At 64.5% G+C, this 23,075-nt stretch carries 25 protein-coding genes; 12 read left to right on the top strand and 13 right to left on the bottom strand.

The annotated features are described in order from the left end of the window. Positions 1 to 13: 13 nt before the first annotated feature. On the bottom strand, positions 14 to 1,201 hold the full coding sequence (locus ABZ942_RS41550; protein WP_357391773.1) for a lipase family protein: 1,188 nt from the start codon (positions 1,199 to 1,201) through the stop codon (positions 14 to 16). 177 nt (positions 1,202 to 1,378) lie between these two features. On the opposite strand from ABZ942_RS41550, the gene ABZ942_RS41545 reads away from it, so the two are divergent. Both ABZ942_RS41545 and ABZ942_RS41540 read left to right on the top strand, forming a co-directional pair. After that, entirely contained in the window at positions 1,379 to 1,564 is a 186-nt protein-coding gene (locus ABZ942_RS41545; RefSeq protein ID WP_357391772.1) for a hypothetical protein, read from the top strand. A 94-nt stretch (positions 1,565 to 1,658) separates the two neighbouring features. Continuing rightward, the gene (locus tag ABZ942_RS41540) at positions 1,659 to 2,618 is read left to right on the top strand and encodes a hypothetical protein (RefSeq protein WP_357391771.1); all 960 of its coding nucleotides are present in this window, start codon (positions 1,659 to 1,661) and stop codon (positions 2,616 to 2,618) included. 88 nt (positions 2,619 to 2,706) lie between these two features. On the opposite strand, the gene ABZ942_RS41535 is transcribed toward ABZ942_RS41540, so the two are convergent. Then, the gene (locus ABZ942_RS41535; RefSeq protein ID WP_357391770.1) at positions 2,707 to 3,246 is read right to left on the bottom strand and encodes a hypothetical protein; all 540 of its coding nucleotides are present in this window, start codon (positions 3,244 to 3,246) and stop codon (positions 2,707 to 2,709) included. Between the two features lie 241 nt (positions 3,247 to 3,487). Between ABZ942_RS41535 and mug the strand changes: the two genes are divergently transcribed. Next, a complete protein-coding gene (mug, locus tag ABZ942_RS41530) occupies positions 3,488 to 4,099 on the top strand; it encodes a G/U mismatch-specific DNA glycosylase (protein WP_357391769.1) in 612 nt (203 codons plus the stop codon). A 526-nt stretch (positions 4,100 to 4,625) separates the two neighbouring features. After that, on the top strand, positions 4,626 to 5,522 hold the full coding sequence (locus tag ABZ942_RS41525; protein WP_357391768.1) for a hypothetical protein: 897 nt from the start codon (positions 4,626 to 4,628) through the stop codon (positions 5,520 to 5,522). Positions 5,523 to 5,601: 79 nt separating this feature from the next. Here the strand turns inward: ABZ942_RS41525 and ABZ942_RS41520 are convergent, their stop codons facing one another. Then, positions 5,602 to 6,642, bottom strand: a complete 1,041-nt coding sequence (locus tag ABZ942_RS41520; protein ID WP_357391767.1) for an alpha/beta fold hydrolase — start codon at positions 6,640 to 6,642, stop codon at positions 5,602 to 5,604. Between the two features lie 403 nt (positions 6,643 to 7,045). Between ABZ942_RS41520 and ABZ942_RS41515 the strand changes: the two genes are divergently transcribed. Continuing rightward, on the top strand, positions 7,046 to 7,954 hold the full coding sequence (locus ABZ942_RS41515; protein ID WP_357391766.1) for an SAM-dependent methyltransferase: 909 nt from the start codon (positions 7,046 to 7,048) through the stop codon (positions 7,952 to 7,954). Positions 7,955 to 8,001: 47 nt separating this feature from the next. Here ABZ942_RS41515 and ABZ942_RS41510 read toward each other — a convergent pair whose 3' ends face one another. Further along, complete coding sequence (locus tag ABZ942_RS41510) at positions 8,002 to 10,932, bottom strand: AAA family ATPase (RefSeq protein ID WP_357391765.1); 2,931 nt, start codon at positions 10,930 to 10,932, stop codon at positions 8,002 to 8,004. A 305-nt stretch (positions 10,933 to 11,237) separates the two neighbouring features. Between ABZ942_RS41510 and ABZ942_RS41505 the strand changes: the two genes are divergently transcribed. Beyond that, a complete protein-coding gene (locus ABZ942_RS41505; protein WP_357391764.1) occupies positions 11,238 to 11,852 on the top strand; it encodes a TetR/AcrR family transcriptional regulator in 615 nt (204 codons plus the stop codon). Positions 11,853 to 11,893: 41 nt separating this feature from the next. Here ABZ942_RS41505 and ABZ942_RS41500 read toward each other — a convergent pair whose 3' ends face one another. From ABZ942_RS41500 to ABZ942_RS41480, 5 genes are all read right to left on the bottom strand, one after another. Next, positions 11,894 to 12,340 (bottom strand): hypothetical protein, encoded by a 447-nt coding sequence (locus ABZ942_RS41500; protein WP_357391763.1) that lies wholly within the window; start codon positions 12,338 to 12,340, stop codon positions 11,894 to 11,896. Positions 12,341 to 12,398: 58 nt separating this feature from the next. After that, on the bottom strand, positions 12,399 to 13,325 hold the full coding sequence (locus tag ABZ942_RS41495) for a hypothetical protein (RefSeq protein WP_357391762.1): 927 nt from the start codon (positions 13,323 to 13,325) through the stop codon (positions 12,399 to 12,401). Between the two features lie 21 nt (positions 13,326 to 13,346). After that, positions 13,347 to 13,763: a hypothetical protein gene (locus ABZ942_RS41490; RefSeq protein ID WP_357391761.1), complete on the bottom strand. Its 417-nt coding sequence runs from the start codon at positions 13,761 to 13,763 to the stop codon at positions 13,347 to 13,349. 382 nt (positions 13,764 to 14,145) lie between these two features. After that, on the bottom strand, positions 14,146 to 15,147 hold the full coding sequence (locus ABZ942_RS41485) for an SMP-30/gluconolactonase/LRE family protein (protein WP_357391760.1): 1,002 nt from the start codon (positions 15,145 to 15,147) through the stop codon (positions 14,146 to 14,148). Between the two features lie 55 nt (positions 15,148 to 15,202). Continuing rightward, a complete protein-coding gene (locus tag ABZ942_RS41480; RefSeq protein WP_357391759.1) occupies positions 15,203 to 16,108 on the bottom strand; it encodes an FAD-binding protein in 906 nt (301 codons plus the stop codon). Between ABZ942_RS41480 and ABZ942_RS41475 the strand changes: the two genes are divergently transcribed. The 5 genes from ABZ942_RS41475 (at position 16,102) to ABZ942_RS41455 (ending at position 19,499) form a co-directional block, all read left to right on the top strand. Continuing rightward, positions 16,102 to 16,785, top strand: coding sequence for a TetR family transcriptional regulator (locus ABZ942_RS41475; protein ID WP_357391758.1), 684 nt, complete (start codon positions 16,102 to 16,104; stop codon positions 16,783 to 16,785). The two genes, ABZ942_RS41480 and ABZ942_RS41475, sit on opposite strands and share 7 nt — an antisense overlap. Positions 16,786 to 17,145: 360 nt before the next feature. Continuing rightward, the gene (locus tag ABZ942_RS41470) at positions 17,146 to 17,499 is read left to right on the top strand and encodes a type VII secretion target (protein WP_357391757.1); all 354 of its coding nucleotides are present in this window, start codon (positions 17,146 to 17,148) and stop codon (positions 17,497 to 17,499) included. Further along, positions 17,496 to 17,798, top strand: a complete 303-nt coding sequence (locus ABZ942_RS41465) for a WXG100 family type VII secretion target (protein WP_357391756.1) — start codon at positions 17,496 to 17,498, stop codon at positions 17,796 to 17,798. The genes ABZ942_RS41470 and ABZ942_RS41465 overlap by 4 nt, the downstream gene beginning before the upstream one ends. Beyond that, positions 17,799 to 19,187 (top strand): hypothetical protein, encoded by a 1,389-nt coding sequence (locus tag ABZ942_RS41460; RefSeq protein WP_357391755.1) that lies wholly within the window; start codon positions 17,799 to 17,801, stop codon positions 19,185 to 19,187. Positions 19,188 to 19,202: 15 nt separating this feature from the next. Beyond that, positions 19,203 to 19,499, top strand: coding sequence for a hypothetical protein (locus ABZ942_RS41455; protein WP_357391754.1), 297 nt, complete (start codon positions 19,203 to 19,205; stop codon positions 19,497 to 19,499). Positions 19,500 to 19,561: 62 nt separating this feature from the next. On the opposite strand, the gene ABZ942_RS41450 is transcribed toward ABZ942_RS41455, so the two are convergent. The 4 genes from ABZ942_RS41450 to ABZ942_RS41435 all read right to left on the bottom strand — a co-directional run bounded on the left by ABZ942_RS41450 (position 19,562) and on the right by ABZ942_RS41435 (position 22,655). Beyond that, the gene (locus tag ABZ942_RS41450) at positions 19,562 to 19,906 is read right to left on the bottom strand and encodes a hypothetical protein (RefSeq protein ID WP_357391753.1); all 345 of its coding nucleotides are present in this window, start codon (positions 19,904 to 19,906) and stop codon (positions 19,562 to 19,564) included. Positions 19,907 to 20,218: 312 nt separating this feature from the next. Further along, positions 20,219 to 20,542, bottom strand: a complete 324-nt coding sequence (locus ABZ942_RS41445) for a hemophore-related protein (RefSeq protein WP_357391752.1) — start codon at positions 20,540 to 20,542, stop codon at positions 20,219 to 20,221. Between the two features lie 84 nt (positions 20,543 to 20,626). Beyond that, positions 20,627 to 21,982: a HAMP domain-containing sensor histidine kinase gene (locus ABZ942_RS41440; protein WP_357391751.1), complete on the bottom strand. Its 1,356-nt coding sequence runs from the start codon at positions 21,980 to 21,982 to the stop codon at positions 20,627 to 20,629. Next, positions 21,972 to 22,655: a response regulator transcription factor gene (locus tag ABZ942_RS41435; RefSeq protein ID WP_357391750.1), complete on the bottom strand. Its 684-nt coding sequence runs from the start codon at positions 22,653 to 22,655 to the stop codon at positions 21,972 to 21,974. Before ABZ942_RS41435 ends, ABZ942_RS41440 begins: the two co-directional genes overlap by 11 nt. 116 nt (positions 22,656 to 22,771) lie before the next feature. Between ABZ942_RS41435 and ABZ942_RS41430 the strand changes: the two genes are divergently transcribed. Further along, positions 22,772 to 22,918 carry a hypothetical protein gene (locus ABZ942_RS41430; RefSeq protein WP_357391749.1) on the top strand — a complete coding sequence of 49 codons (147 nt, stop codon included), beginning with the start codon at positions 22,772 to 22,774 and terminating at the stop codon, positions 22,916 to 22,918. Positions 22,919 to 23,075: the final 157 nt, after the last annotated feature.

Genomic DNA, 23,075 nt, shown 5'->3' with positions numbered 1-23,075 from the left:
AACGAATAACTTCTCAGGCGCATGTCGAGGGTGCGGGAACACCGTTGAAACGGTCGTTGAGCCAACGCTGCCCCTCAGTGAGCCCGACGATCGGCGAGTTGACAGTGTGTCCGATGATCGAGCCGGGCAATACCATTGGGAGCTGCAGATCAACCAGGTCAACCGTGGCACCTATGCTGCACCAGGTGTGTGCGAGTCGCCGGGGATCGGCAGGGGGTACCAGGTCGTCATTGCTTCCGGTCACCAGCATTACCGGCGCAGTGGGTCCGGCGCGGCCGAGCATCATCTCCTCGAGCACTTGAGCTGTCCGCGGGTCGGCTTCGAGGACCTGCGCCATCGAGCGGCCGTCCTTTGTCAGCGAATTGGACGGCTGGAGGGCGTAGCTCAGCATCGCCCCGCCGACGCATTGGGCGGCGGTAGTGTCGAGGAACTGCCGCCCTTTGTCGCTGAGCATCTCGTCAACTGCGATTTTCGCCTCGGGGTAGGAGCTGATCAGCGACTTCAGGAAGAATCCGCCGGCGCCCAGTGACATTCCGCCCTCGGCGTACCGGAACAGATTCAGATGCGAAACCGGTGGTGCACCGACATAAGAGCCCTTGAGATCGAGTTCAGGTGCATAAGATCCGACCTGCTCAGCGGCGGCAGCCGCCGCGTGCCCGCCCTGTGAGTAACCCCAGAACGCGATAGGCCCGCGTGCTGGAATACCGGCGTCGGGCAGCCGCTGCGCGGCGCGCGCCGCGTCGATCACGGCATTTCCTTCGGCCGCAGTGATGAGATATGTGCTGGGAATGTAATCGGTGACTACTACCGCGATTCCCTGCGCTAGCATCGCACCGATGAACATGGCCTCGTACTCGGTGGAGATGTCGAACGGGGGGCGGTAGGTCAGCAAGGTTTGAATCAACTCCGAAGTGCGGCAATGCGGCGCGATCCCATGGGTGCCGACGGCGAAGCTCACCAGTGGCCGCTCGCCGGAGCCGCGCCACGGCGGAATCGGGCTGAGCACCGTTGCGGTCGCGGTTGTCGGCCCGCCCTTGGTGTCGGTCGTGCGATAGACGATTCGCTGAGCGTTGGCTGGAAATGGTCCAGTATCAAGTGGCACCGACAGCGCGACCCGTAGCGATTCACTGTTGATGATGTCGCCTGGCGACATTGCGGTCGGCAGGCTGGGGAAATCGTCGGCGACGGCAGCTGTCGGCATTTCAATTGAGATGCCCACCGATACCAAGGCCGTCAACCCGGCCGACACCGCGATAATTCGTCGAATCCTGCCGGCCATGGGCAACTCGTTTCACTCCGAAGGGAAACGCCTGATCGGACGGAGGATAGCCCGCAGCTGTCGGCAGAGAAGCGCAACCGCGCCGACATCTGGGACAAAATGAACGACACGTTGGCGCAGGCCGTCGAAGGCGCGAACGTTCCGGCGAACAGACGTGCAGCCACGGCGCGCGGCTCGATTACCGCCAGCCGGGAGGTCGAAGGCGACCGCCCCTCCCGAATACCCGTCCGGGGCGCCGATCTCAGGCAGCTCGAGGAGGGTGATGTCTCGGTGACGGTGGAATGAACAGGGGATTGTCATTCGAGACGAGGGCTGGGGCGGTGGTGTTCGAGCGGGCAGACTGCGGGTGGCGGGTGATCGGTTGCCGAGTGGAGGTTTGATGACTTCGCGTGTGCTGGTATCGCGGCGGCGCTTCTTCGGGCTGGGGGCTGGTGTCGTGGCCGCGTGGGCTGTCGGCGGTCGTGCGGTCGCCGAGGAAGTAGGGGAGTCGCGGTTCGAGTTGAGTGCGGCGTCGAGTGAGTTGCTGTGGCGTAAGGCGTTGTATGACGAAACCGTGCTGCAATCCTTCGCTTTCGACAATGTGAACGGTCACATCTACGCGGTCCAGGTGCGGAACGGGGCAGGTTCGGGGGCTGCGGGCGATTTGTGTCTGACGAAGTTGTCGACGGCGGGTGTGGTGCTGGGGCACATGTATTTGCTGGGTTTCGGGCACGGCGTGCAGATCGGCGTCGAGCCGGTAGGGGCCTCGGCGTATCTATGGACCGAGACCGATGCGGTGAGCTCGGAGGGAAGTGCGCGAGGCAGCAGGATCGCTCGATTCGAGTTCACCGACGGGCGGACGGTGACGGCCTCGTCCGGGGAGTTGCAGAAATACTCCCTTGTGCCCGGGGCGATCAATACCACCTGTGCGATCGACCCGTCGACCAATCGGTTGGTTATGCGCTACGCGCAGGGCAGCGAGTTCCGTTATGCCGTCTTCGATCTGAAGGACGTCGAGGCGGGCGGTACGACGCCGCTGTTCGACATCGCCTCGCCGGACGGACTGGGCACCTTCCAGGGGTACACCGCCTTCGGCGATTACTTGTATCTGCTGACCGGAAACGCCTATGGCGACAGCAATCCCGCACCCGGCAACACCTACCTCACCTGCGTGGATCTGCGGACCGGCGCGCAGACGCAGCGGGAGCTGACCCAGGCGGGAAAGTCGCTGGACTATCGCGAACCGGAGGGAATGGCCATCCAGATCGTGGCAGGCCGGCCGCGGCTGTGCTTCGGCTTCGCCTCGGGCGCCGAAAAGGCGCGCGTGGCAAGCATTTTCTACAAATCCGAACTGGTGTGACAGATGATGCTGTTCCGCAGGACCGGCGGTGATTTTTCAGGACGCCATCTCGGCTGCGCGGCCCGGACGGCGCGCGGGGTGGCCCGGATCAGTTGAACACCACCTGCGCCCGCACAGACAAGGTCGACAAACCCTCGGTGTCGCAACCGGGGTTGGAGGTGCCACCGGGCCCGGACAGCGTGACCGCATCACCGTTCAGCTCGCCGCCGGTGACGTTGGCGCTGAACTCGATTCCGCCGGTGTGCGGGTCGTGAGTGATCTTCCAGTCGACGGTGCTCGTGCCGCCGGGCGCCCAGCCGATGGTGCCGCCTCCCTGCAAGCTGATCAGCAACCGGCACGGGTTGAAGCCGCCTGCCGTCGCGGTCGCCGAACCCGTGCCCTGCAACCTGCCCGAGTCGAGGCCGGCGTGCTTGCCGTTGCGTGCGGAACAAGCCGTGAGGTCGCCGCTGATCGTGACCTTCGAAGAGCCGTTCGCCCGCAACGCCGGATCGAAGGTGAACTCGAGCGTCGTCGAGCAGCTCAGATCGCCCTCGGCGGCCTGCGCGGGGGCCGCGGGAAGGAAGATCAGGGCTGTGGCGAGCGGTGCCACCGCCGCCAGAATGGTCGCGGTTCTGCTGAGTCGTGCCATCGACGTACCTCCTACTACTGTGCTGTTCGCACACGGCTTCAGCGGCAAGCCGACCCGGTGAGAGGTTTGTCCGCCGAGCGGCATGATCACGATACGACCCGCCCACCCCGGACACCCAAACCCACTGCCCCCCAATGCATGACGTGCGGCAATAGCCAACTGGGGATCGCCGGAGACCTCAATGCCGCGTGCACCGAGCCCTGCGGCAGCCGGTCGGTCGGGCACCCGGCAGACTGTGGGAATGGGTTCTGGTTCGTCGGCTCGGCCGTCGCCCGCTGATCTGGCCGCGGCGCAGGACAAGACTATTCCCGATGTGATCGGGCCCGGTTTGCATGTGCTGTTTTGCGGAATCAATCCGGGCCTGTGGTCCGGGGCAACCGGATATCACTTTGCTCGTCCGGGAAATCGGTTCTGGCCGGCCTTGCATCGATCCGGCTTCACGCCGCGCCTACTGCGGCCCAACGAACAGCGAGACCTGCTCGCGCTGGGCTTGGGGATCACGAATGTGGCCGCACGCACGACCGCCAAAGCCGAGCAGCTGACCACCGACGAACTGCGCGCCGGTGGACGCGCCCTGGTGGATCGGGTCGAGCAGTATCAACCCCGAGTGCTGGCAGTACTCGGTATCGGTGCCTACCGCACGGCTTTCGGTCGTCCACGCACCACCGTCGGCCCCCAACCCGAGCGGATCGGTGACACCGCGGTGTGGGTGCTGCCAAACCCTAGCGGGCTCAACGCCCACTACACACTCGACGCCCTTGCCTCCGAATTCCGCGCGCTGCGTGAAGCGGTCGAAACCAGTATTCGGAGCGCTTCTTCGAGCGCGGCCACCTTTTCGCGCGAACTGCGCTGAGTCAGCCGACGGCGCTGAACTCGGTGGTTGGTGGAACGAATGTGAATATTCTTGGACAAATTATGGAGATCGAATTTCTCATGCGGACTGGACGGTCCCTAGTGGAACACCCATGCCCAGTCGATTGTCATTGGTTTGCTAATGCCGGCGGGCATAACTCGCGAGCGGCTGCTGGAAATCGGCGACACCACCAGCTTTGCCTCGACGGGCCACCTCCCAGCAATGTCGCAGGGCAAGACCGAGGTGCTAAAATATCGCGATGGCATCTGTGCGGGCAGGGACCAAAACTTCACTCCCCGTGGCAGTTCTCCATGAGGGTGAAATCGATTTGCCACCGGCCCTCACGTCGAGGTCGAAGACCCTTGCGGTACAGGCGATGGCGGCGCTGGCCGAGGTTACGGCTTACACGAGCCCCGCAGCGCGAGAGGTGAGCTTGTGTCGAGCCGGGGAGTTCTTGACTGCTTTCGCAGTAGCTTTGTCCGAGCATGCGCCTCCCGTTTGTGGAGAGGACCTGCCGGTCCGGTCGGTGAGCGAGAATTTCTTCCGGATCCGTGAAGCCGACTTGTCGCCGCACCAGGCAGCACTGCACGCGGCATTGATCTTCGCCCCGGGCGGATTGGGCGATCTTGCCATTGCTCCCATGGCTGGTGCCGACCTGGCGTCGGAGACGGCCGCCATGAGACAGGTGCTATCCGATCTGACGGGAATCTCTGGCACCGATATGGCAGCGGCCTCGTCAGCTGTCCACCGCAGTGCCAGCAGCCCACCGACGCGGACCGCGACTTGTGCGTCGGCAGAGGATATCTGGAGCACCCGGTGGATCCTCGGGCATCAGATTCACGCGCAATTCACCCGATGCGCAGCAGCCGCGGTGGGGGACGCAATCCGCCGCCTCCCTGATGAGCCCGGATCCGTTGCGGCGCAGCGACTTCGGTCAGCAGTGGTGCTGGTGCGGGGGCTGCCCGCCGCCATGGCTCACGCCGCTGCGATGCCGGTCGAGTACTACCATGAGGTCGTTCGGCCGGCCATGATGGCTCCGGCGCAAACCACGCCGCTCAGCGGGCGGATGCAGTATTCCTACAAGATCTACCGGAAGACAGTGCGGTCCTTACTCGCGGCGCTTCCGCAGACTTACGCTGAGCTGGCCACGCACTCCGCCGAGCTGGCCGATGCTTGCAACGACCTCCTGGAGGCCGACCTCATCGACGCCGAACGTCATGTCACGTTGGCCTACAACATGGTGGACCTGCGTCGATCGATTGCCCAATCGAACGAAACCTCGCGCAACGCAGTCGGGGAACTGCGGCTGATGCGCCATCGGCTGGCCGCCCGATACGCACCTCACTTGCGAGTCGGCGACCAGTACATCGCCGCAACGATGAAGGCGATGCGGCCCCCGCCGACCCGAAGCAAAGACTCCTAGATTCACATTGACTGCGTAGTCACCGACCGTAGGGGAGTCCGACATCGGGGACCGCACCGACGTCGCGCGGTCGCTGGCGTCAGTGGGCGACGTGATCGGTGGTCCACTTTATGGCGGCGTCGAACCAGTCGCGCGCGTTGGGGTGCAGGTTGATGGAGTGCCCAGCCTCGGGCAGGACGAAAGCGGCCAGTTCCGGGGCTGCGGTGTAGTAGCCGCGTTCGTGGGTCAGGACTGCCTCGGCATCGGCGCACGACCGATGCTGCGCACAATAGATGTGGTCATTCCGGCCGACCACGAGCAGGACCGGCACCGAAATACCCTGCGACACCGTAGGCGATCCGGACGCATCGTTGCCGGTGGCCAGTTCACTGATCGTGCCGGTGCTCTTGCGCTTGTCGTCCTCGGCGATGACCTTCGGGTCGGCGTAGTCGGTGTCGTAGAACAGCGGCCCGCGTACGCCCTTCCTGGTGGTGACATAACCGGCGGGATAACCAGCGAACTCGGGTTCTTCGGCCGCTGGATGGTTGGGGTCGTCGGCACCGAGTGAAGGCGTCGAGTGCAGGTCACTGGTGAGGATGACCCCGTCGACGTCGCCGGGGAACTTGGCCGCAACAACCGCCGACACGGTGGCGCCCAAACTGTGACCCACCAACATAGTCCGGGCGAATCGATTGCCGCCTGCTATCGCTGGCAAGGCCCTCAGTACTTGGTGGAGCGCGTCGGCTTCGCTGTCCACCGTGAGCGCTGCCGCGGGCGGAAGCTGAGACGGCGGCAGGGCGGACGAGCCGGCGCCGGGCCGGTCGATGTTCAATGTCGCGAAGCCCGACGTGTTTGCCACCCGGACATAGCTGTACCGATCCGGCTCGTAGGGAAAATCCCAGTAGTCGCTGCTGTAGGTGAAACCCGGAACCAACACCTGCAAGACCGTGGCCCCCGCGGGAACGCACAAACGCCCGCCCATCAGGTAGAGCGGCTGGCTCGCCCCCAGCGTGACCGGGATGGAAAGATCCCGGCACGAAACAGCCGGATGCGGAGTGGGCGGGACTCCCATGGCAGGGGTCGCGCCCAGGAGTCCGACCACCATGATCGTCACTGCCGTTGCCAGTCGTGCCGAGCGCATCCTGATCTTCTCCTACTGTCCGTTGCGGTGTCGGGGGCAGCGACCAGGTACGTGAATCCCCGGTCCTGCAAGCAGATCTGACTGTCAATGCATGTTCGATGCCGGCGGCAGCGGGGCGGATCGAAATGCCGGCGGTCCGCTCGGCACACAACCACCGACACCGACCTGACGCCACACAGTAAGGGGGCGACAACGTCTCGGCACACCCGGCCCACCCTGATGCGCAGCGTGTACCGAATAGGGATCCGGCAGACAGTGCCGGCACGCAAGTCCACCGCCGCCTTCGGTGCTGAGATTTGTTCTGTCGCAGGAACAAGTGATTACACAGGTTTGAGAAAATGGCCAGCAACATCCCGAGCCGGTTGGCGTGCCGGCTACGAGCCGACGACTACAGTGCCCGATCATGCGTACCGAGGGAGATACCTGGGACATAAGCACAGGGGTCGGGGCCACGGCATTGTTCGTCGCCGCGGCGCGCGCCCTCGCCGGTCGCGGACCCGAACCGCTGGCCGTCGACCCATATGCAGAGTTCTTTGTCCGCGCGGCAGGACCGGAGTGGGCGGATCTGCTCGACGGCAAGATGGCCGAACATTCGCTGCTGGACCCGAAATTCGGCGTCTACTTCCAGCTCTACCAGGCGGCACGAACCAAATACTTCGACGACTACTTCGACACGGCCATGCGTGCCGGAGTACGTCAGGTCGTCATTTTGGGCGCCGGTCTGGACGCCCGCGCCTACCGTCTGCCCTGGCCCGACGGCACGACCATTTACGAACTCGACCGCAGCACGGTGCTGGAATTCAAGCGGCGGGTGCTGTCCTCCTGCGGTGATGAGCCGCGCGCCGACCGCCGAGAGGTCCCGGTGGACCTGCGTGCGGATTGGTCAAAGATATTGCGCGAGCACGGTTTTGATCCGAGCGAAGCAACCGCATGGCTGGCCGAGGGGTTGTTGTTCTATCTGTCGGCGGCCGCAGGGGATCGGCTGTTCGACGATATCGAGCTGGCCAGCGCCCCCGGGAGCCGCGTCGCTATCGAGGAGCCGCCCACGTTGCCCGACCAGGCTCCTGCTGAACCGGCCGGCCGCATGAGCAGCCAACCCGATTGGGCGGATCTGGTCTACAACGAGCAGGGCAGCGATGCGGTGGAATGGTTCACTGCGCGGGGCTGGAACGCCACGGGCGTCACCTTTCCGGATTACTTGGATTCGCTGGACCGGACGGCGGAGGCGATTTTCAACGACCGGGGATGGAGCCCCTCGCTGATGCGGCTGATGACCGCAGTCCGTCCGCCGCGGCCGATATCGTCTAGTTGAGAGTGGTCGAGTTGTTCGCCCTGCCCACCGGGTGGCCGAATCGAAGCTCAGCCCGTGGTCGTGAATGCGCCTTGTTGAGCCAGGGCCACGACTACCTGAATCCGTGATTGCAGACGCAGTTTCGTCAGAATCTTCGACAGGTGTGACTGCACAGTGCGGGGCGACAGGAACATTCTGGCGGCAATTTCGGGGTTCGATAGTCCCTGCGCTACCAGAGCGGCAACCTTCTGCTCAGTGGGTGTCAGCGCCTGCCAGCCGGTCTTGGGCCGGTTGCGGCGGCCGCGGCGGCCACGGCGAATCCCGAATTCTCGCAGGCGCGCGTCGGCCCGTGCGATATCCCACTCGGCGCCGAACCCGGCGTACAGATCGATCGCGTTCGCCAATGCGGATCGAGCTTGCGCGGCCTGACCGTCGCCCGCGAGCAGGGTGGCGAGCATTTCGTTCGCCTGTGCCTGATACCAGGGGCGACCCGCCTGCCGGAACGATTCGACGGCCTGGGCGACAAGCGCGGAATCACCCTCGGCCACTCCGCGGCACAGCGCCGCCGTAGCGCGTCGGCTGTGCGTGGCATGACGCGCCTGCAACGCGTCGGCGGCGATGGCGACCTTGGCGGCGACATCCGCCCGCCCGGCCGCGACCGCCACGCGCACCAGATCCGGATACATCTGACTCACCGTGGCCGGCGCCCGTCCGTCGGTGTACTCCTGGCAAAGATCGACCAGGGCTGCCATGGCCCGGCTCGAATCACCTTGTGTCTCATAAACCAGTGCCTGCACCCACGGGCGCAGATACGGGTAGACCAGGCCCTCCGATCGATTGTCGGGAGCGGGTAGCGACTCCGGGGTACCGGCGAACGTGCCGCGATGCACCGCAACGAGAGCCGTCAGGCACTCAGCCGCCGCGGCGTATCCGAAGACGTCCGGTGCCTCCCGGCAGGCGCGCAGTTCTATCAGGGTTTCGTCCCAGCGTCCCCGCAGGAAGTGTGATCGTGCCAGTTCCAGCCGGTTCGAGCCGAGATATACACCGGACGTGTCCTCGCTGTACCGAATTGCCAGCGTCAGTGTCTTTTCCGCGGCCGCGTGCTCGTCGAGCTCGGTCAGGCAACGACCGCTCAGCGAGTACGGCTCGATGGTGGACAGCCGCCGACGACCATTGGATTCGAAATTCCGCGCCAGCCGATCGCCGTGTTGCCGCGCCTCGCCGAGAAATCCCTGGTGGAACCGTAACAAGCCGAGCGTGAGCGAGCCCAGATGCGTCGCAACCGGATCCGCATTCGCGTGGCCGGTCGAAATCGCCTGTGCTGACGCCTCTTCGGCAGTATCGAAACGCTCGAGCAGCATATTGGACAAGGCGCGAAATCCGTGAAACCGCCCCTGCTGCAGTGAGCTGAGACCGGGCCGGGCGAGTACCGACTCGGCGACGTGGACGGCGTCGGACAGCTTTCCCTGGGCGAAGCACGCATGGGCCAGCAGCCAGTGCAGCATGCTGGCGGCCTCTTGCCGCCGGCCGACCATGGTCGCGCCCTGCGACAACGCGTGCCGCGCCACCGCCTCGGCCTCGGTCGGATTCCCACTCCACAACAGTGCCCTGACCTGCCAGAGCCGCAACTCGTCGTAGCGCTCCGGGGCGAGTCTTGTGGTCTCGATGGCCCGGGCGAGCAGTCCGGCAGCCAGTTTCGGAGCACGGATCACCAGCCTCTCCACGACGTTCATCAGCCACTCCAGGCCGGTCGCGTCCAATGGCCCATCATCGGTCAGCAGGTACATCGCGATGCGCTCCACGGGTGCTTTCATCGACATCAATACCCGTGCCGCTCGCAACTGCAGCGTCACCCGCGAAGCGGGCGGAAGCTGGTCGGCAAGCACCTGACGGATCAGGTCGTGCCGGAAGGTCAGCTCGGCGCCGGAACGAACCAGGATTCCCGATGCGACCGCCACACTGATCACGTTCCACACGTCGATGAGTGGGGCCGCGAGCACCTCGGACAGCTCGATCGCTTCGACGCCCTGGCCCAATGCCGCCGCCATCGACAGGATCTGCTGTGATCGAGCCGGAAGATGGTCCAGCCTCCGCAGGATCGCCTCGGTCAGCGATTCCGGCAGGCGGATACTCCTCGATCCGTGCCCTTCGAATGTCCATGCGGCCGAACTGATTTCCCCGGACTCGAGTAACCCGGCCTGCAGCATTCCGGTAACCAGTTCGGTGACGTACAGCGGATTGCCGCCTGCGCTGGCGACGGCCGCCGACAGCAGCGGCCCGGCAGCCGCGCCGAGCAAGAGTTCCACCAGCACAGCAGTTTCCGAATCGCTCATCGGCCCGAGTCGCACCAGTTCGGCACCTCGCGACTCGAATTCAGCGAGCAGGCCCGACAGCCCACGTTCGCGGGGCAGCGGCTGGACGGCGAGCATGAGGAGCAGCGGGAGCTCGCGGAGGAGTTCTCCCAGCCGATGCAGGGCCCGCAGGCTCGACGGATCTGCCCAGTGTGCGTCGTCCAGTATCACCACGAACGGACCTGTCGCGCACAAGGTCTCGGTCGCGGCAAGGAGGGTTGCGATGGCCGCTGTCTCGTACCCGATTGTCATTGTGCCGGTGCTGACCCCTTGGCTCCGGAGCGGCTTCGCCGTGGTCGGCGCCACCGCCTCGACCGCGGCGAGCAGTGGTCCGATCGCCGCGAACGGCACATGCTGTTCGAGCTCCTTGGCTTCGCTCCACAGCACGCGAAGCCCGCGCGCGGCCGCCAACTGTGTTGCCGCCCTGAGCACCGCGGTTTTGCCGATGCCGGGTTCACCCTCGAGGAGAACCACCCCGCCCGCTCCCGCGACCAGCTTGTCGATCCGGTCCGTCATTCGATCGAGCTCGTCCTGTCGGCCGATCAACCGGTCGGCTGGACCGTCGAGCGGCGGACACCTGAGCGACTCACCCGCTCCGGACGTCCCCACCGGCGCGGCCGTTGAGTCGATTGCGCTGAGTCCTTGCATATTCTTGCCGCCTGGGAATCCGAGATTGTCGGCGATGTCCTACGGGCACAGGCGGACTCGGCCGCCGCAGCCAATCCGTCACCCCATGACGTTGGCCGGGCTCGCCCTCCTCCATGGACGAGTTCCCGGCTCGGCGAAGCCCGTACGGCACCCGGACCGCGATGCTCGACGCTCGACCGAAATTGGCGATGCCGCAACAACTTCGCAGAACGGACGCTGTTGGATCAGGCCGCCCGACGTACACTGATTTACTAGTAGGTCAAATTCTCACCAGGACCCGCCCGATAGTCAAGAGGCAGGAGACCATGACGCCACGCACTCCGAGCGGCGACCGCAGCACCAGGTCACACATCCTCGACGCCGCCGAGCGAATGGTGCAGAGTCGGGGATTCAACGGATTCAGCTACGCCGACATCGCCGCGGTCTTGGCGATCTCCAAACCGGCTCTGCACTACCACTTTCCGAGCAAGGCAGAGCTGGGGCTCGCGCTCGTGCAGCGATACGAGCAACGGTTCTTCGAAGCGCTGGCGACGGTCAGCGACGAGGACGCCCCCGCCCGGCTCGAGTACTATGCGAGCCTATACGCGGGCGTGCTGCGCGAGCAGCGAATGTGCTTGTGCGGCATGCTCGCCGCCGAGTACCGGACCCTGTCGGAACCGATGCAGCAATCGGTGGTCCACTTCTTCGAACGAAATGAGGCATGGCTGTCCGAAGTGCTGACACAGGGACAGCGGGAACACACCCTCGCCTTCACCGGGTCGGCGCGCGAGAAGGCGCACATGATCATCAGCTGCCTGGAAGGCGCGCTGCTCGTTGCCCGGCTCTACGGCGATCTCGATATGTTCCAGACCACGGCGGCGGGCCTGCTGGCGGGACTCACGTCCGCCGGTGTCGGCGAAATCGCCGACACCGCAAGGTGATCCCCTGCGGATGCGGTTCGGGGGTCCGTGCCGAACCGGGGTCAGTCGTAGTATCGCTTCTTGAGCTCCCCGACCTCGGCCAGGTAGTGCTGGATCAAGTTCCCGGCCGCTTCGGAGACGCTCGTACAGAACTCACTTTGGGATAGGTCCCGGACGGTGTCGGGTTCGATGTGAACCGAGAAACTCTTCATGCCTACCGTGGCGACCGTGATCCGCTTGTTGCTCGATTCGCCGGCCGCCTCGACGGCGTCCCGCTCGGCGAAGAAAGCGAAATCCGTCGCATTCTCGGCATCGATGCTCAGATTTGTATACTCGATCGCCCGTCTGTACTCCCGCTGCCACCCGACCCACAGCAGCCTGGCGATACTCGTCAACGCCCGCTCCATTATCGGTTCATTGACGAACGCGTAATCACTGTCCTTGAAGAACAACGCGATATCGGTACGCCTGGACAACTCCGCTTCGATGTCCGTCCCCGGTGCGGTCACCCGGACGCAGATATTGTCCAATCGCATCGCCAAATCCATCACGGTACCGCCCCCCATCCTAGTTGCGGCCGCCCATGCCATGGTCGCCGTAGAGGTCGGGCAGGCTCATTCCGGCCAGGGTCGGCCGTGCGGCGACGAGTTTGTCCTTGTTATCGGTGAACGCGCCGATCAGCGGTGGGATGTAATTTGCGATATGGTTCTGCTCGACGTCTTGAATATGCTGGCGCAGGGTATCGATGCCGTGCATCATCGAGCTGATGACGGATTCAGCGGAGCTTCCGGATTGCGAGAGATTCGCACCGCCCAGGGTCACATTGCCGAGGGCGACGCCCGCTGCGACCGGCACGATCGGCGCCGTAGCGCCGCCGGTTCCGACGGTGATAATCCCCGAAGCGATCGTGGCGACCGCGGAGAGCACCGTGAACAGGTAACTCCACTGCGTCTTGTTGCAGCCACCGACGTTGTCCAACGCATGCAATGTGGTTTCCGCGATATTGTCGATATCCTTGCGCGCCGCGGCCCACATCGCCTGATGCGCCTCGAGGACACCTCGCATGGTCGACAGCGCCGTGAACTGATTCCCGGCAACCATTCCGAAGGGATCGACGAAGTTCTTCTTGAACGCCATCGCGGCCTCGCCGGTCCAGCCCGCCAGATAGTCACCGTCGGTCTTCATGTGGGCCAGGTCGACGTTCGACAACATCACATCGCCGGTGAGTTGCGTCTGGGGCGCGGAGCCGGTGTTCACCTGCCCCATCGCCCGCTTCAAATCATTGATCAGCGGGTCGTAGTGCGCCGGATCGGGCATCTTGGTGAACGGCTCGAACGCAGGCTCGATCGAGGCGAATTCCTGCCTGATCTGGTCCATCGGCGGGGCGCCGACGCCGGATCTGCCGGTGGTAGCGGGGGTCCGCTCCCGACGCGCGATTTCGGCGGCTTTCGCGGCAATGTCATGTGCGTGTTGCATGAGCTGATCGAAACTCATTTCCCACCACCTCCCAATCTACTAGAAGTCGTACCTGAGGTGGCCCGGCCGATTCTGCGTCGGCGGGTTCTGCGTGGCGCCCAGTGTCGGATCGTCGCGCATGAGTCGGTTCATCTCGTCGCCGGCCTCGCGATCGGAACCGGCGAAATACTGTGCCGCTTTGTCCAAGGCCGTCGCGGTGTCTTCCAGATTCTTCTGGGTATCGGTCAGGAAACCGAGCACCGTCGCATGCAGAGCGTGATAGGCGTCGTATACCGGACCTTGCGTGGAACCACCGAAGTATGCTGGGCGCTCCAAGGCCTGCGCCAGCCGATCTGAGACGCTGTTGCAGCTGCCGATCGCAATACTGTAGTCCAACGCGATCTGCGGAAAATCCGCCTTCGCAGCTTGCTCCAGCTCGTATAGGTCGACACCGAACCGTTTCCCCGAATCCCCCATTGATGCACCCTCATTCCTATCCGAGCCCATACCGGCACCGCGTTGCCGGTCCTTCAGCGACCACAGTCCAGACTGTCTCGACGTCTGCGGGCGGCTAACTCGGCTCCCTTACATCGCAAACGGTACATCGACTCGGACGCATTGCCCAGAGGTCCCCGGAAACACGAAAAATCCCCGCCTGGAGCCGTTATCGGATTCATAAATATCCGCCTACTCGCGGATGTTTCTGCCCTCGGCTCTGCCATATCATTGCGCAGAACTCTGGCGACGGGGGGAAATGTCCGTTTCCATCCGCAGCGAATTCCATGGAACCTGCCAGGTGGCCTCGGGCCTGGCGGCGAGGAGGGGCGGATCGAGACATCGCTGGTCGAGCAGGCGGGGGCTATCGTCGCGGAGTGTCTTGGTAGGCGGGGGTGAGGTCGATGCCGGGTGGTGGGCGGAGGCGGCGCAGGGCGCCGTCGAAGCCGGTGACGTAGAGCGCCCATCCCTTGCCGTCGGGCGCGATGCGGACCGAGGTCGGTCCGTTGGGCGGGATGCCTCCTGAGCCGGTGTAGCTGGCACAGGAGGCTCCGGTGTCCGGGTCCACCTGGTGGATGGCGGCGGATACGTTGCCGGCGACGAAAAGCGTTCCCGCTGCGGTGGATTCCATGTCATCGGTCCCGGCGACCAGGCCGGGGATCCGCGCGACCACGGTCGGCGCGTCGGGGGCGTCGAGGGGGATCCGGACGATCTGCGAAGCGAAGGTGTTCTCGGTGTAGACGGCCGAGCGGTCCGGCGTGAGCGCGAGACCGTTGGGCTGGGCGACGGCGGACCACACCGGCGTGAATTGGCCTGTGGCGGGGCGGAAGCGCGAGATACCACCGGGTGGGCTGAAGTACGGGAGGTCGGAGATGAGCAGGTCGCCATCGGGGAGTAGCAGCAGCCCATTCGGTGCGTTGAGGCCGGTGAGCAGGGTGGTCGTCGCGCCGGTCGCGGTGTCGAGTCGTTGTAATGTGCCGGTCGGCGGGCCCGGCCGCACCGCGTTGTTGGTGAGGAAGTACAGGAAGTGGCCTACGAGCCGGACTCCCGCCGGATGATCGAGATTCGTCAGCACCGTCTCGACGTGTCCCGCCGCATCGACGTGGTACAGGACGCCGTTCTGGATTCCGGTGACGTAGAAGCCGTCCTCGCCGTCGGGTTCGAGGTTCTCGAGGACGCCGAGTCCGGTTGCAAGTGTGGTGGATTCCCAACCGGCAGAGCATGTTTCCGGAGTGGCCCCGGCGTCGACCGGCGATACGGCGGCCATGATGCCCGCGGTGATCGTGACGGTGACAACGGCCGCCCGAAGTCGACGGCCGATCGAACTCTGCCTCGACAATCGGTGCGGGCGGTAGGGCTGTGGCATTCTCTACTCCCTTCCGGGGCTGCGATTCACCGAATCGGGCCGTTGCCGCTCTTGCTTACCAAACGGACTCGCGCAGGCCGGTTTCCATGACGACCGGTCTGAATATGTCGATGAAATCGCCGGGTGGAAAGGGTAAGACGCCGTCGCCCCGGAGTGTGGTGTTCGCGTCGAGTGTGATCGCGGTGATGATGCCGGGGCCGCCGTTGCGCAACGCGCGGAACAGATCCGGGTCGGTGTGCCGGTCGATCACGCACAGAGTGCCGTCGGCGGTAAGGACTTCGCACTGTAGAACCTGGCCGCTGAGGAGGCCGCGACCGCGGGATTCGCCCTCTGGGGCCGAGGTCGCGACCTGGTTCGGGGGATGGTCTCGCATCGGCACCGCGAATTCGCCGCGGTTCCATGCTGTCCGGTACAGGTCGTTGAGCAGGGCGCCACCCTGCAGGATGATCGCGTGGTTTGCCAGGTCGGTCTCTACTCTGCGGAAGTTCACCAGGTCGAGTACGAGCGCCGTGTCGCCGTCACCGCTCAGGTTCAGGCCCTGGAATGTGTGGCCGCCGGAGCGGGTGATCAGGTGGGCGACCTCGCTGTGGCGCAGGCACGCGAGGATGGTGATGATCTCGTCCTTGTCTCGCGGCTCGACGAGGCCGACCGGACGGTACCGGCCGCGGACATGCCAGGCAGCTTCAAAGACGTCGTAGCGCATCTCGCCCGGGAACGTCATCGGTGTCGACGGCAATCGGTGCCGAAGCAGGGCCCGGATGCCGGACGTCGTTCGAATATCAGACATTTCGCTTTCCTTTTCGTGCCGGACACCTCCCGCACGCCGGGGGTGTCGGTACTGCAGGCGGCTCTGGGCCGATTCGGTGGCGATGTCAAAATTGACGAACAGCTGTCTCTCCGAGACACTTGCTAGAGTGTAGCCAGAAAATGTCTCTCTGAGAATAAAGACTCTCTGTGACACAGGTAACCGAGACGGGAGTGCCGATTGTGACAGCGGGGGCCGAGGTGGGCGGGCTGCGCGCCCGCAAGAAGGCACGCCTGCGGGAGGAGCTGATCACCATCGCGCTGCGGTTATTCGAGCAGCAGGGTTTCGAGGAGACCTCGGTGCAGCAGATCGCCGATACCGCGCAGGTCACCCGGCGCACCTTCCACCGCTACTTCCCGTCCAAGAAATATGTCGTGTTCGGCCATGAGGAAGGGGTGATGGCGGAGGTGTTCGCGGCGCTGGAACGGCGGCCGGTGGGCGAGTCCGCGCTCACCGCGCTACGCGGGGCGTTGCGCGACTACCTGCTCGATCCCGATGCTGCGTCCGAGCGGCAGCATCAGGCCGACACCGCACGCCGAGCGCGGCAGCTGCTGCACGCAAACCCGACCCTGCGTGGCGAGAACTTCGCTCTTGCGATGACCCGCGAACAGGCTCTCGCACAACGCTTCGCCGCGCGCGCCGGTCTTCCGGCCGACGATCTAGGCCCTCAGCTCCTGGCCGCCTGCTGCTTCGCCGGCCTTGGTGTCGCCCAAGACCACTGGATGCGGGGCACCGACCACAGTCTTGCTGCCCTGCACCAGGCCCTCGACCACACCCTGGCCATCATGCAAGACGGCATCGACATCCCCGCAGAGCCCAACAGCGACCGGTAAGGTTCGTTGCTCGGCCGCGAACAGCAACGTCTGAGCAACGCCATCGAGCGCGACGTCGGAGAAGGGCCGAGGCTCGGCCACGCGGCTTGCCGACGGCGCCCCAATGTCCGGCTCAAGGCGAAATCCTTTGCGATGCAATGGATTGCGGCGTTTCTGGTATCGATAGGCAATTGAACCTCCACACGACAGGCCGTCATCGCCAAGTGATGTCGCCCGAGGACTCGACGGTGGTGGTGTCGGTGGCTGGGATCGGCCGGTGCGGGCGTTTGTGTGTCGACGCCCGGCTCGATGCACTGGAAACCGGTTGCCTTCTCGTTGCGGATAGACATGCCCACTCACCCGGCGCTAAAGTCACTGGCTATGGCTACGGGGGCGGATACTGGTTCGGGGCAGTCGCTTTCCGTCGTGCCCGACCAGGTTCGGGCTTTCGGAAACTACGTGTACGGGCTGGCGGACACGCTGCGTACCGCATTGAACTCGGCGGAAAGCAATGTTGCTGGGCTGACTTCCGACGACGGCAAGACCGGCACGTGGACGGGTGATTATGCGGCCGAGTTCGGTCGCGGATGGAGTGAGGTGCGCGAAGGCGGCGGTCAGATCGTCTCGGCGTTGGCTACCTTGGCGGAGAAGCTCGGCGTGACCGCTGATTCATATCAAACAGTGGACAAGAGTCGTGCCGCCGCGTTGGGCATGTCGAGTCTGGATCTGCCGTGACCGACGAGTTCACGTTCGATCTGGATCATCTCGACGAGATCGTGGCGCAGTTGTCGGCGCTGGCCGGCTTCGTCGGCGATCACCTCGACGAGATCGACCGCAAGGCGAAGACCCTCACCGGCAGTGATTGGGACAGTGCGGCCGCGACCGCATATCTGCAAGCTCACAGTGACTGGATCGCCGGAGCCCGTGAATTCGTCGACGGCGTAAGGGATATGAGCGACGCCGCCGCGGCGGCCCACGGCCGCTACACGCGGGCGATCAGTTTCAATCTGAAAATGCTGACCAGCGGGCAATAGGTGAGCACGATTGATGTGGCGGTGTATTTCGACGCCGCCAAGCGATGCCGCGATCTGGCAGACGAACTCCGCACGGCCGACAAGCCGGTGCACGACGCGGTCAAGGGCGACTGCGCGGGGATGGCCGGTGACGCGCCCGGCAGCATGCAGTGGGGCCAAGCCTACGATCAGGCCGCCCAGCAGACCATGCAGGCATGCTCCAGCTTGGCCAACGCCTTGACCAATTACGCCGGAATTCTCAGCGCCACGGCGTACAACTACGCGGTCGCCAACAAGAACAACCCCCTGCCGTCGCGCCCTGATATCAGCGGCGTCGGTCAGTATCAGGTCAGCATCCCGACCTCGGTGCGCGACAACGGGATCGGCTTCGACCACGGTGGCGGTGTCGGCGGGGCGGTCAAGGCGTTCTTCGACAAGATCGTCGCCAAGGTGCTTTCCATGTTCGGCAAGCTGCCGAACGGCGACAAAGACAAACTCGACAAGGCCCACACTACCTGGTCTGCCTTCGCCAAAAACAGCACCATCACCGGTGCCGCCGCCCGGATCGACACGATCTCGGGGCTTTTCCACGACCAGGACACCGAGGCCAACCGGGCAGCTATCCAAGCAACTTTCACCACCCTGAAAACCAGCGCGGACGCCGTAACCACCGCCGCGCAGAAGATGGCCCCGACGGTCGGCGAATATCATGCCGCTTCGGTCGACCTGAGCCACACGACCACCAATTCGATCAACAGTCTGGAATGGGCTCTCGGCATCACGGCCGTGCTCGGCATCGGGTTGTTCGTGTTCAGCTTCGGGGGCTCCGGTGAAGCCGCAGCGGTCGCTGGCGAAGTCGAGGTCGGCGAGGCTGTTGCGGCCATCCAATCCGGGTACCGGGCGAGTCAGATGCCCAAAATCCTGGGGATGGCCGAGCTCGCCGCCGGTACTGTCGGCGTTGTCGCCGCCTTCGCCTGGGCACACGAGGGTGGCCTCGACGGGATCATCACCAAGCTGGCCGCGATCATCGCGATGACGGCGTCGATCGACGAAGCGGACGAGTTCAAGAACCTGCCGCTGGCACCGGGCAACCCGGCTCCCGGCCTGACCGATGAAGCCGAAAAGTATATACGCGGAAAACATATCAAAGGCGGCTCCGAATATAATCCGTCCAAGGGCACCTGGCCCGACACGATTACCAGCGAAAAGCTCGACGAGCTGGTCGAGGCGGCCGAGAACTCGCCTGCCAGAGGACCGAACAAGGATGGCAACTTCGAACGTGAAGTGGATGCAGGTCCAGATAATATCGTCGGTAGCGTGTCCGAGAAGTTGGGCGGTTACGCAACTACTCGATACAAGATAGTTACCGATAGGTTCGGCGGAGTTATCACCATGTACCCGATACCATAGACGTCAGGAATTGAATTGGGCATCGACATCATCATTCAAAATCAAATCCACGAAAAAATCGAGCTGGCATACGGTGATGCGGAGGACACGCTCGTCAAGTATCGCGCGAATGCCCCGGCAGGCTCACTGCTCAGCGGCCTGCATGCGCATGCGGACACGATGTTCAACACCTCCCAGCTGAACATGCTCCTGGATGAGCTCGCGACGATGTCGGCGGCCGACGACAAAGAGGCGGAACTGCTCACCGCATTGCGCAAGGCCGCAGAAACGGCTATCCGCAGGAATGGATACCTCTGGTTCAGTGGAGACTGAACAGGCGTTCTCCATGAACACATTCGATGGAAGAACTCGACGATCAATCACTGTCCAAGTGCCTAGTTCAGAAGCTTTGGCGGTGGCAGGTGGTCGGTTGGTGCGAGGGTGTCCAGGCGTACGTCGAAGACGAATGGCACATCGTCGGGGCCGCCGGATAACCACCAGGTGCTGACCGTAGCTATGCCGTCGTCGATGTCCTCGATGGTGCACTGGATTGTGGTGGGGCATGGATAGGCGGATGTGGGAAGCAGGTCCCCGCCGAACATGGCGGACTTGTCGACCAGTTGGTGAGGTCGGCCGTGTGCATCTACCAATTCGACCAGGACGATGCCCGGTTGTGGATCGTCGCTGAGCCAGTAGACAGCGGTGGCAGGCAGTTCACAGCCATCGCCCTTCTCCAACATCTCTTTCACGGCAACAGCCTATCGATCCGACGGTCCGCCAGTTGGGGAAGTCTGCACCGCGCAGGTCGATTCGTGTGTTTAGCGCGCGTGTCCCACCGGGGACTGTGAGAGTCGACATCCCTTGCGGTGCAAGGGATGTCGGCTCTTGTGCCTTGACCCCACGAGACCGGGTATCCACCGGCGCGCAGCGCCTACGGTCATCGCCGGGCTGCTACGCCTGACATAGACCGCGCCCCGGTCGATGCGGAACCTGCGATGGCGCTATCGCTGGGCGAGATGGCGCTCAACAGACTCGAGCTCGGTGGTCGACGGCTATTTGTGGCAAGCGTGACGGTAGTCGCGGATGGCGGCACGGGCGTTCTTGAAGTCTTGTGCTTCCTGCGGGTGCGCCTGCCGGTAGGCCGTGCGCTCCGCTTTGCGCTGGTCCTTGGGCAGGGCATGCACTTTCGCGATTTCGGCGGCGAAGTCCGGGTGACTGGCCAGGAATGCCGCGACCTTCGGCGCGCTGTCCGCCCGGGCCTGGGCTGCCGCCGCGGGGTTGCATTGTGGTCCGGGATCGGCGGAGGCGGCTGCGGGCATGGCGATGGCGAGACCGGCGAGACCGGTGAGGGTGGCGGCGATGAGGGTGCGTTTCATGTGTTCACTCCAGTGTTCGGCGGAAGCTGTCCTCATCGAATCTGCCAACCCAGCCCCGGCAGCGCCCGGTTCAGAGCGCTATCTTCAGGCGATCTTCAGCCCTAGCACGAACACCGCACCCTGCGCTCCGGTCGGCGGATCGACGCAAATCAGTCCGCCGCCATGGGCTTCGGCGATGCCACGCGCGACGGCTAGCCCGAGGCCCGAGCCGTCCGCGCGGTGTTCGCGCGCCTGGTCCAGGCGCACCAGCCGGTCGAAGATCCGTTCGCGTTCGCCGGGCGGCACTCCCGGGCCGGTGTCACGGACGATCAACTCGACGAGCGCATCCGTACTGCGGATCAGCACCGTCACCGCACCGTTGCCCCGAATTGCCTGGCACGCGTTCTCGAGCAGGTTCAGCAGCACTTGATTGATGCGATCCGAGTCGACGGCCGCTATCACGTGATCGCCCGCGAGCTCGAATTCGATATCGGGACGCAGCAGCCGCATCCGATCCAGTTGCGCGCAGGTGAGATCGTAGAGATCGGTGGGTGTCGGCCGTAGCTGCAGTCCGGCGTCGATCCGGGCCAACTCGACCAGATCGTCGACCAGGCGCCCGGCGCGCTGAGCCTCACGGACCAGCAGCAGTTGCAGCTGTTGCCGGGTCTCGGGGTCGGCGTCGAGCGGTTGCTGCACGACCGCCTGCGCGATGGCGCGAATTCCGCTGATCGGAGTGCGCAACTCGTGTGCGGCGTCGGCGACAAACGCGCGGATCTGTTCTTCCGACGCATTGGCCCGCGCTTCGGCGCCCTCGAGTGCGTCGAGCATTTCATCGAAAGCTGTTGCGGTGCGGCCGAGTTCGGTATCGGTCTGATCGGGTGACAACCTTTGTCCGCGTCGTCCGCGCGCGATCTGCCGAGCCAGCAGCGTCATCGTATCCAAGGGGGCGAGGGCGCGCCGGATACCGAACGGCAGCCCGACGACGATCACGAGCAACGCCGCCGCGGTCGTGCCGGCGAGCACCTCCACCAGCTTCGACTGGGCCCCCGCCAACAGTTTTGTATCGAGCTGCAAAGTCAGTCTCGCGTGATCCAGCTCGCCCTGACCAGTCAGCACCACGTGTCTGGTCTTCACCGAGGACTGGTCCTCGCGTTGGGTGCTCGAGCTGCCGAAGGTGCGGCCGTCGGCGAGAACCAGCCGCGCCCGCACCGATCGCGCATCGATGCGGGCGAGTAGCTCCGTGGGTGATGTGTCCTGTTTCGAGAGTTGCTGCGCCAGCTGGACGCGGTCGGCGAGCACCGCGTTCTGGCTGCGATTCACCGCCACCGCGAACAAGCTGTGTACCACCAGCGAAACGAGGATCAGCACCACCGCGAGCACCGCCGCAGTGGTGAGCGTGACCCGCCTGCGCAGCGACACGGTCCTCATCGCGCACCCGCCCGGCCGCAGATCACTGGTCACCGACCCGCAGGGTGTAGCCGAGGCCACGGACGGTGTGCAGCAAGCGCGGCCCATGCGCCTCCAGCTTGCGCCGGACCGCACTGACATACACCTCGACCAAGTTCGGGTCGTAATCCTCGTATCCCCATACAGCGGTGAGTATTTGAGCTTTGGTGACCACACGGTCGCGGTGCGCGGCGAGGTAGGCGAGGACCTTCAGCTCGGTGACAGTCAACGGAATGGTTACGTCGGCGCGGCGCACCGCACCGGACTCCACGTCGATGACCAGGTCCCCGATCGTGGTCGAGGTGCGCAGCCGTCCCATCCGCCGCAGCAGCGCATCGACGCGGGCCACCAGCTCGGCGAGGTCGAACGGTTTGACCACGTAGTCGTCCGAGCCTGCTCGTAGCCCGCGCAACCGGTCCTCGATGCCGTCGCGGGCGGTCAGCATGACCACACCCGCGCCCGACCGCGCGCGGGTGGTCTCGAGCAGAGTGAATCCGTCGCGTCCCGGCAGCATGATGTCGAGCACGACCACATCGGGGCGGAACTGCGCCAGATCGCGTTCGAGCAGCTGACCGTGCGCGCGACTGAGCACCTGATGTCCGGCCGTGGTCAGGCCCGATTCCACCGCGACTCGGATGGCCTCGGCGTCCTCGATGACAAGTATTCGACCCGGTTGCACACCCGTCATTGTCAGCCCGCAGGCTGAAGATTACCTGAAGGGGCTCGACCGAGCACACAGTCTTTCAGCTGTTCGGTCCAGAGCGTTTGGGAGACACCTGGATTCAACCTGGTGCGCAAGTTTGGATGCTTGTCTTGATCATCGGCTGGGTGGTGGTGGGCTCGCTGATGGTGCGCGTCACGCCTGTTCTACGCCCGGTGGTGCTGCGCAGTTCGGCCCTGCTTCGCGTGTGGCTGCGCAGACTGCTGCGACGGCGGGCCGCAGGATCTTGATGAGGCCGTCGCAGGACTTCACCAGGACGCGAATCTCGCTGCAGCTCAATGGGTGACGTGCGCGAGCCGGTCGAACGCCCAGCCGAGCTCGCCGCGCAGTCGCAGGCGGGACTGGCATCGGGTGGGTGCCGGTGTCAGGACAGTTTCGCCGTGGGGG

It is taken from the genome of Nocardia sp. NPDC046473 (genome assembly GCF_040645995.1).
GTDB lineage: Bacteria > Actinomycetota > Actinomycetes > Mycobacteriales > Mycobacteriaceae > Nocardia.
The sequence above is the reverse complement of the archived record's forward strand: the minus strand, read 5'-3'. Positions and strand labels throughout refer to the sequence as shown.

Bases quoted from the DNA above. Each gene is read 5' to 3' on its own strand.
- ABZ942_RS41505 (WP_357391764.1), top strand. From the start codon at position 11,238: ATGACGCCACGCACTCCGAGCGGCGACCGCAGCACCAGGTCACACATC.
- ABZ942_RS41445 (WP_357391752.1), bottom strand. From the start codon at position 20,542: ATGAAACGCACCCTCATCGCCGCCACCCTCACCGGTCTCGCCGGTCTC.
- ABZ942_RS41435 (WP_357391750.1), bottom strand. From the start codon at position 22,655: ATGACGGGTGTGCAACCGGGTCGAATACTTGTCATCGAGGACGCCGAG.
- ABZ942_RS41510 (WP_357391765.1), bottom strand. From the start codon at position 10,932: ATGCAAGGACTCAGCGCAATCGACTCAACGGCCGCGCCGGTGGGGACG.
- ABZ942_RS41535 (WP_357391770.1), bottom strand. From the start codon at position 3,246: ATGGCACGACTCAGCAGAACCGCGACCATTCTGGCGGCGGTGGCACCG.
- ABZ942_RS41485 (WP_357391760.1), bottom strand. From the start codon at position 15,147: ATGCCACAGCCCTACCGCCCGCACCGATTGTCGAGGCAGAGTTCGATC.
- ABZ942_RS41470 (WP_357391757.1), top strand. From the start codon at position 17,146: ATGGCTACGGGGGCGGATACTGGTTCGGGGCAGTCGCTTTCCGTCGTG.
- ABZ942_RS41550 (WP_357391773.1), bottom strand. From the start codon at position 1,201: ATGCCGACAGCTGCCGTCGCCGACGATTTCCCCAGCCTGCCGACCGCA.
- ABZ942_RS41515 (WP_357391766.1), top strand. From the start codon at position 7,046: ATGCGTACCGAGGGAGATACCTGGGACATAAGCACAGGGGTCGGGGCC.
- mug (WP_357391769.1), top strand. From the start codon at position 3,488: ATGGGTTCTGGTTCGTCGGCTCGGCCGTCGCCCGCTGATCTGGCCGCG.
- ABZ942_RS41520 (WP_357391767.1), bottom strand. From the start codon at position 6,642: ATGCGCTCGGCACGACTGGCAACGGCAGTGACGATCATGGTGGTCGGA.
- ABZ942_RS41490 (WP_357391761.1), bottom strand. From the start codon at position 13,763: ATGGGGGATTCGGGGAAACGGTTCGGTGTCGACCTATACGAGCTGGAG.
- ABZ942_RS41450 (WP_357391753.1), bottom strand. From the start codon at position 19,906: ATGTTGGAGAAGGGCGATGGCTGTGAACTGCCTGCCACCGCTGTCTAC.
- ABZ942_RS41430 (WP_357391749.1), top strand. From the start codon at position 22,772: ATGCTTGTCTTGATCATCGGCTGGGTGGTGGTGGGCTCGCTGATGGTG.
- ABZ942_RS41545 (WP_357391772.1), top strand. From the start codon at position 1,379: ATGAACGACACGTTGGCGCAGGCCGTCGAAGGCGCGAACGTTCCGGCG.
- ABZ942_RS41540 (WP_357391771.1), top strand. From the start codon at position 1,659: ATGACTTCGCGTGTGCTGGTATCGCGGCGGCGCTTCTTCGGGCTGGGG.
- ABZ942_RS41495 (WP_357391762.1), bottom strand. From the start codon at position 13,325: ATGAGTTTCGATCAGCTCATGCAACACGCACATGACATTGCCGCGAAA.